The sequence below is a fragment of the Bacillus sp. C30 genome (assembly GCF_040838255.1).
In the GTDB taxonomy this organism is placed as follows: domain Bacteria; phylum Bacillota; class Bacilli; order Bacillales; family Bacillaceae_G; genus Bacillus_A; species Bacillus_A mycoides.
Genome location: NZ_JBFPJH010000164.1, coordinates 1 through 7,338 on the forward strand (window position 1 = coordinate 1; position 7,338 = coordinate 7,338).

Below are 7,338 nucleotides of genomic sequence, written 5' to 3' on the forward strand. Positions count from 1 at the left end.
TTGCTTATTGGCAGGCGTGGCGATTTTATTAAAAAGATTCTAGACAGGTTCTAAAAGTATATCATCTACTTTCCCTCTAATTACAAGGTTTTCTTGATCTACTTCAGGTGATAATTTCGGTGCAGTGCGATCGACGAACACAGCTCCTGTCTGTTTCGTTTCTCCACCAGAGTTAGAAGCAACAGCTTCGATTTGGTATAAGCCATCAGGTAGAGGAGATCCGTCAGTTTTCGTACCATTCCATTTGAAAGATTTATAACCAGGTGTTTCGTTTTTACCTTGATGTATCATGCCTTGATATGTTACACGGTCTTTCGTAATTAAATTAGCGTGAAATGTTACATCCTCCACTGGTGTAACTAAATAGTAATTGATCAGGTTGTCATCTAGTATTCCATCATTATTTGGACTAAAAGTAGAATTAACGATTTCAAGACCATCAATACGTTTGTATTCTTTCGGATCAATGCTAAACGTAAATGGAATACGCATTTCTTCAGTCTTCCCTTGCTCTTTCACATATAGATTTCCCGTATATACACCTTGTGGTAAGGAGCTATCTACAGTAATAGTAAAAGGCTTTTCGATGTTACTATTAGGTTTCACACTAATAGAAGAAGAGAAAGAAGTCTGGACTTTTGTTTTTGTATCTAGTAATTCAATGCGAGTTGAAAAGTTTTTCTTTTTGTTAGAAAGATTTTGTAATGTAATATTTTGTGTTAACTTCACTTTGCCGCTATTAGGTTTAATAAGACCGAAACTTACATTGTTAGGTTTCACTAATGCATCTGTTTGGGCTGCTTTTGGAATGTTAATTAAACCAGATCCTTGTGCCATGACAGGATATGTATTTTCATTGACATCCTTTAATGTTTTTGCAGTGTTGGCAAGAGCTGCTTTCAATTGTTCTGTCGTCCAATCAGGATGCATTTGACGCAGCAGGGCAACGGCTCCCGCCACTTGTGGCGCAGCCATACTTGTTCCGTTGTGAGATTCATAGCCACCTCTTGGGACTGTACTAGTAATTTGTACTCCAGGTGCAACAATATCAGGCTTTATTAGCCAACTACCTTGTGATGGTCCTCTTGAACTAAAGTTACCAATAAGTTCTGTTTGCTTTGGTTGTCCAATTTTTATATTTTTCTTTCGTTTTGTAATTAAAGTTTTTAACTCTTCGCCATTTGTATTTGATAGTTGCATAACTGGAAGAGCTACATCTTCACGTGCAAAATATTCGGGCATAAGATTAATTTCTTTTTCGTTAGAAATTAGTAGCACGCCAAGAGCGCCAGCTTGTTTCGCTTGTTCTGCTTTTACTAACGTGCTTGAAGTTCCTTGTAAAACAAGGGCGAACTTACCTTTCACATCTTGTTTAGCGTAATCACTTGAATTACCGTAGCCAACATATACAAGCTGAGCATCGTTGCCTACTTGGAAATCTGATTTTGATAACGGTAATCCTTGGTAAGATTTGTTGGAACCAGCTACTTGGAATGTTGGAAATGGAATAGAAACAGTAGATGCACCAACAGAGATGACACTACTTGCGTTACCAGGAGCGTCAACAGACCAAGGTTTTGGTCCATCATTTCCATTTGAGACGACTGCAGTAACACCAAGTTTTGCTGCGCGTTCTAACGTCATTGTTACAGGTTGATCAGGTACATTCAAATCTTGACCAAGAGATAGATTTAAAACATCGGCACCATCTTGAATAGCTCGCTCAATACCTTGAATAATATCATCGGTCGTACCGGTACCACCATCATTCATGACACGGTAAGCGAGTATAGAAGCATTCGGAGCAATCCCCTTTATTTTTCCGTTACCAGCAATAATTCCAGCAACATGGGTACCGTGGACATTTCCATCCATCGGATCATTATCTTCATCGACTGTATCATAGCCACCGATATAATTTGTTTGTAAATCAGGATGGGTATAGTCGACACCTGAATCGATAATAGCGACTTTCATCCCTTTTCCATCAAGGGGTTTGCCAGTCGGATCTTTTAAATTCCAAGCTTCAGGTGCACCAACTGTAGGGCCTCCAACGTTTGGTGTTTCTTGATCTGCTAGGCTTTTTGACGTTTCATGTAATTTATATGTTAAGTTCGGATAAATTGCTTTTACTTCAGGTAAAGAAGCTAGAGCGGCAATTTGATCCCCTGGGATAGAAATAGAAAATCCAGAAAATAACGTACTATACGTTTCTTTTATGGTTGCTTTCGGTGCTTTTTCTTTTATTTTCTTTGTTGTATCCTCTTGTGCTTTTTTTAGTTGTGCATGGTATGATTGCACATTGCTATTTTGTAGGTCCGGAGCATGTTGAATGTTACTTTGTGAAGCGAGTGAAGCATGTTGCAATTCTACAATAACTGAAATTTCTTTTGATGTTTTTGTTTCAACATTTTGCGCGATTTTGTTTTCTCCCCATTGTTCAATATTTGCTTTTAACTGTGGGCTAAATTGCTTCTCTTTTTGCAGTGATTCAGCATGGGCGCCATCAAAAAATATATTAGCCTATATTGAAGGAAGCGGGAGAGTTGCTTTAGAGAATAAGCATTTAAAAATAAAAGAATTGCCGGCTCTCCAGCAAAATACATTTACTCCAAAAGGCTATGTTGATTGGGATTTCACATGGAAGAACGAGAATGTAATTATCGTTTCAAGGGCAAAGGAAGCAGAGCTATCGATCCCTCTAGAAAAAAGACCACTACCATCTTTATATGAAATAAATAGTACAACAGATGAACAACATCAAATTACAAAGCCATCCAATAGCCAAGGCGATTATAACCCTATTTTTAGTAAGAAAAGCAACCAATTAATGTGGCTCCGTTCAAATCGTAAGAAAGCTGATGTATGGCTTGCTCATAACGATGGAAAACATGAGAAGAAGTGGATTGAAAATATAGATGTACCAGAGTGGTATTATGAGAAATGGAATTGGGAAGATGTCGTTTCGGTTAAAGACGAGTAAAAAAACCTGCCTGAAATATAATTTTCAGGTAGGTTTTTCAATGTTATTTATGTGTTTTATTTGGCTTTTTTTTCGCAGGGTTTCCGTTCCCTTGGCGCTTTCTATTTTGTTCATCTTTTGCTTGTTTTTCATGTAATGTATCTAAAAAGTCATTTGAGTTACTCATTTTTATATCTCTCCTTTTTTCATTGCGTCCTAGTTACTATAACCATTTAGGAGGATAATCATGAGATAAAAGTTAAGCGCTTAGTTTTCTTCGGTAGTATAAGTAAAATAGTCCATACGTAATGAATAACATAAGTAAAACTTGTAACTCTACATTTTCTTTTAAAATAGTTGCGACAGAAGATGGTAAGTAAGGTGATGTATCGCTCGTTCCTAAACCTAACCATTTGTTTAAGAGGTTAATGATACAAAATATGAAAACACCAGACCAGCTTGCGATAATTGCTTTTTGTTTAATTTTTGTTTCACGCTCATCATCTGTAATCCAAGGATTAGCAGTTTTATCACTAGTAAAAAAGCCATTTATGTATCCCCATATGATCATTCCCATAAAGACGATAATCCATTTCATATTTGTAATCCTCCTCTTCTTGTAAAAAGTATTTTACATATATAATTGTAATATTTTTCAAACGTTGGTGTCAAACACTTTTTACATTCTACTTTTTAAAATAGCAGGAGTAAAGAAAAAAATAGGGAAGAAATATGTGAGACCATTTTCTAGTGAGAGGAAGAGGAGAATGAAACTTATTTTTGTTCGGCATGGTGAAGGTGAACATACGAAAGATTTACCATTAAGTTTACAAGCAGTGAATCCGCCATTGACGGGCGTGGGAAAGAAGCAGGCTGAATTGCTTCAGTGCGATGTACCATTACAAGAAAAGGATATATTAATCGCTAGTCCTACACTTCGAACTTTACAAACTGCGACAATATGGAGTGCGGAAGTTGCTTGTCAAAAAATTGTTCACCCATATATATCCCCGCGTATTTTTCCTTATCGGGAATCCTCCAAAACATTACCGTGCGATCAATTGTTAGATCGAAAGATAATACAAAATTTATTTCCACATTTTTCATTAGAAGAAAGTAGAAATGAATTGTTATGGAATGAGGGAGTCAATATCATCTCGGAGATGGAATTTCAGCAAATAGTAGATGAATTTCTGCACTGGTGCTATCAGTTAAAAGCAGAAAAAATTTGTATCGTTGCACACGATGGAACAATTACAGCGTATAGGCAATATTTACAGAAAGTCGCTTTAACTAGAGCTGATTTTTTGAAAGAAACGGGTATATATGAAATGGACTTATAGGAGAGGAAATTTGTAATGGAAGAGTTAGGAGAAGATGTGTACGACTTAAATGAGCCGAGAGTATACTTTAGCGTAGCGGAAATTAAGTAATATGCAAAATTGCATATTACACATATTGTAAATGGTTGGTATAAGTTTGGGGAGTTGAAACTAGTAGAATCCTTTTTACATAGTGGTGTAAAATCATATGTTGGATTGATAGATTATGTAGATGGAAATGTAGCACTTATGTTTACAATACGCCTATTTTACGGGTTTATTAACCATGACAGAACGTTAGAAGAAGTTGTTCGAGAAGCGAGATTAACCGATGAGGAGACATGTACATTTCGAGTATATAAACAATATGAAACGGATTTATTCTATATTCGAATGAATGCGTTTCATATTTAACTCACAGTTTTTTTACATTTTCTTCAATGAAAATGATTATCACCTGTGGTATGATATGTTCAAGTTTTTACAGGTAATAAAAGTTACTATATAAACGTTAGTATTTAATGTTTTTTATGTATGTCACAAATTATTCACGATTAACGTTTTAAAAGTAAGTAACTAATGTTATTATGTTATCTGTAACTGGCTTAATTACAACTTTAGGAGGAAGATATGATTATTCAATTTTTAAGAGAAAACAAAGCAGTTTCTTTTGTATTAGCGATAATTCGAGTGTATCTTGGTTACACATGGGTAATGGCTGGAATCGGTAAACTACAAGGGAAAGGCTTCGATGCAACTGGTTATTTACAAGGTGCAATTGAAAAATCTAAAGGAGCACAACCAGCTGTTCAATCTTGGTGGGCATCATTCTTACAAGATTTTGCAATTCCAAACGTTGATTTATTTAATACACTTGTGACGTGGGGAGAAATTTTAGTCGGAATTGGTTTAATTGTAGGCTGTTTAACAAAAACAGCGGTCTTTTTCGGTCTTGTAATGAACTTTCCCTATATGTTTAGTGGGTCAATTGGTGTAAACCCTGAAATGGTTATCTTATCCATGTTCGTTCTTGTTTCTGGTATGAATGCTGGAAAACTTGGAATTGATGGCTTAGTTATTCCAAAAGTACTAGGATCAAAAATTCAAAAACGCCAAAAGCAAGCTGCTTAATATATGAAAACGGGTATCTCAAAATGAGATACCCGTTTATTTTTCAGCACTTATAGGATTTTTCTCGAAGAAATCTTTTACATACCCTACAAATTCTTGTGGCTCTTGACGAAATGGAGCATGATAACCTTTTTCAATAATATGGAAAGTGCTATTTTTTAAGAATTGATGATAAGTTTCTCCTTCTTTCCAAGAAACGCTATTATCATTTCTTCCCCATATAATTAAAGTTGGTTGCTTGATTTCAGTTGCATTGATTTTAAGACGCCTAGGCCATAATTTCATTTTATTATAATGCTCTTCATCATTACGCTTGAATTTAACTTTGCTCTCATCATAATCTGCAATAGAAGAAACGGCACTTAAATCAGTCGACAACTTTGGTTTTGGTGAACCTTGTTTATTAACGAACGTATGAGGGCCGCCTGTAGCATCAGTTAAAATAAGGTGGGTAACCGCTTCAGGGTATAAATATGTTAAATTAAGAGAAATTTCTCCGCCCATAGAATGTCCCAGTATTGCGAATGAGTCATACCCTAGTTTTTTCATTAACTTATAATACAAATTTGCATGAGTTGGGAAAGAATAATAAAAATCCATCGGTTTAGAGGAACGTCCGAATCCTAAAGCATCAACAGAAATAATCGTATGATCTTTTGCTAAATCTGAGTAAACCTTTTGAAAACCATCGGATGATCCTCCAAATCCATGGATCATAAGTAAAGGTGGTTTTTCATCACCAATCTTTTTAAAGTAAATCGTTTGACCATCTATCTCTACCATTTTTTCCTCGGTAGCCAGTTTCGCTGTAATTGTATTTTTAACTTGTTTTACTTGTTCTACTGGCTTTTCTGCTGCACTACATCCTACTAATAGTGTAAGAGTAAGACAACCTACCATAAAATAGCTAAATCGCTTCAATTAGGTGTCCCCTTTCTAACATAACGCTGCATCTATTATATTACGATTTCCAGGAAGTTGATTACCATTCTTTATCATAAGAGGTGAAAGGAGCGTTTCATGGAAATTTGCTGTTTGAAGAAATTGGCGGAATATGAATTGTGAGTGCGGAACATCAATGCGTATCGTCCCATTCCACGATTTATAAATCATTTTTAATAACTGAATAGCGTCTTTTTCTTTTTTTGAAATAAGCGGAGTGACACATAGTACATTTCCTTTTTGTATGCATAAAGCAAAAGCATCTATTTGATTATCCCGCTCTATTTTAAAGGAGTAAGTTGCTCTCGATAGTAGTGATAAATAAAGATTAGAACGATCTGCACCAGTCGCAGTTTGATCAAGAAAAATGAGAGATTGAAGATCGGCTTGCTGAATTTGTTTTATGGGAAAAGAATTTGTACTTATATGAGCCGCTTGTTTTTCGAAACGATGAATTGTTGTTATTGATTGAAATCCATAAGATTCATATAAGGATTCACCAGTTTTTGTTGCAATGAGCGTAATAGGGAGCGATGGATAAGTTACTTTTAAGCTATTGTTTAACAAAATACGGCCAATTCCTTTTCTTTGAAAATCAGGATGCACGATTAACATACCGATAGAAGAAAATCCAGGGGCAAACGAAAAGACCCCGCCCGCTGCAATAAGTTTATTCTCATGTACATAGCCAAAAATTGTGCCAATGGAAAGGTACATATGGAATTGCTCTTTCATAAAACTCTCATGCTGTAACCACCCGACTGATTTGCAAAGAGAGAGTAAATCTGGAATGGAAGATGCGTCTAGTTTTACTGTTTTCATAAAGTTCACCATATTTCTATTTAAATTAGAAAAAATAAGAATAATATTACGAAATGTAAAATAATAGGTTCGTATTAAAAGAAATCCAACATGTTTATATTTATCTTTGTAAAGGGGAGTATGCTTGATATGAAAAGACAAACTTATACAAATTATAAC

At 35.4% G+C, this 7,338-nt stretch carries 6 protein-coding genes and 3 pseudogenes; 4 read left to right on the forward strand and 5 right to left on the reverse strand.

Annotation, left to right across the window (positions count from 1 at the left end):
* Positions 1-48: 48 nt before the first annotated feature.
* Positions 49-2,502: pseudogene (locus AB3X49_RS14905) on the reverse strand (S8 family serine peptidase); the annotation flags it as partial.
* Between AB3X49_RS14905 and AB3X49_RS14910 the strand changes: the two are divergent.
* Positions 2,498-2,983, forward strand: a pseudogene (locus AB3X49_RS14910) (translocation protein TolB); the annotation flags it as partial. The pseudogenes AB3X49_RS14905 and AB3X49_RS14910 sit on opposite strands and share 5 nt — an antisense overlap.
* Positions 2,984-3,026: 43 nt before the next feature.
* Here the strand turns inward: AB3X49_RS14910 and AB3X49_RS14915 are convergent.
* On the reverse strand, positions 3,027-3,149 hold the full coding sequence (locus AB3X49_RS14915) for a DUF4023 domain-containing protein (protein ID WP_000071861.1): 123 nt from the start codon (positions 3,147-3,149) through the stop codon (positions 3,027-3,029).
* Between the two features lie 72 nt (positions 3,150-3,221).
* Entirely contained in the window at positions 3,222-3,560 is a 339-nt protein-coding gene (locus tag AB3X49_RS14920) for a hypothetical protein (protein WP_002015241.1), read from the reverse strand.
* Positions 3,561-3,729: 169 nt separating this feature from the next.
* Between AB3X49_RS14920 and AB3X49_RS14925 the strand changes: the two genes are divergently transcribed.
* The 3 genes and pseudogenes from AB3X49_RS14925 (at position 3,730) to AB3X49_RS14935 (ending at position 5,415) form a co-directional block, all read left to right on the forward strand.
* Positions 3,730-4,305, forward strand: coding sequence for a histidine phosphatase family protein (locus AB3X49_RS14925; protein WP_367963050.1), 576 nt, complete (start codon positions 3,730-3,732; stop codon positions 4,303-4,305).
* Positions 4,306-4,698: pseudogene (locus AB3X49_RS14930) on the forward strand (hypothetical protein); the annotation flags it as partial. It lies immediately after the preceding gene.
* Positions 4,699-4,914: 216 nt separating this feature from the next.
* Positions 4,915-5,415, forward strand: a complete 501-nt coding sequence (locus AB3X49_RS14935; protein ID WP_367963052.1) for a DoxX family protein — start codon at positions 4,915-4,917, stop codon at positions 5,413-5,415.
* 36 nt (positions 5,416-5,451) lie between these two features.
* Here AB3X49_RS14935 and AB3X49_RS14940 read toward each other — a convergent pair whose 3' ends face one another.
* Both AB3X49_RS14940 and AB3X49_RS14945 read right to left on the reverse strand, forming a co-directional pair.
* The gene (locus AB3X49_RS14940; RefSeq protein WP_367963054.1) at positions 5,452-6,336 is read right to left on the reverse strand and encodes an alpha/beta fold hydrolase; all 885 of its coding nucleotides are present in this window, start codon (positions 6,334-6,336) and stop codon (positions 5,452-5,454) included.
* Positions 6,337-6,351: 15 nt separating this feature from the next.
* On the reverse strand, positions 6,352-7,179 hold the full coding sequence (locus AB3X49_RS14945) for a GNAT family N-acetyltransferase (RefSeq protein ID WP_367963056.1): 828 nt from the start codon (positions 7,177-7,179) through the stop codon (positions 6,352-6,354).
* Positions 7,180-7,338 lie beyond the last annotated feature (159 nt).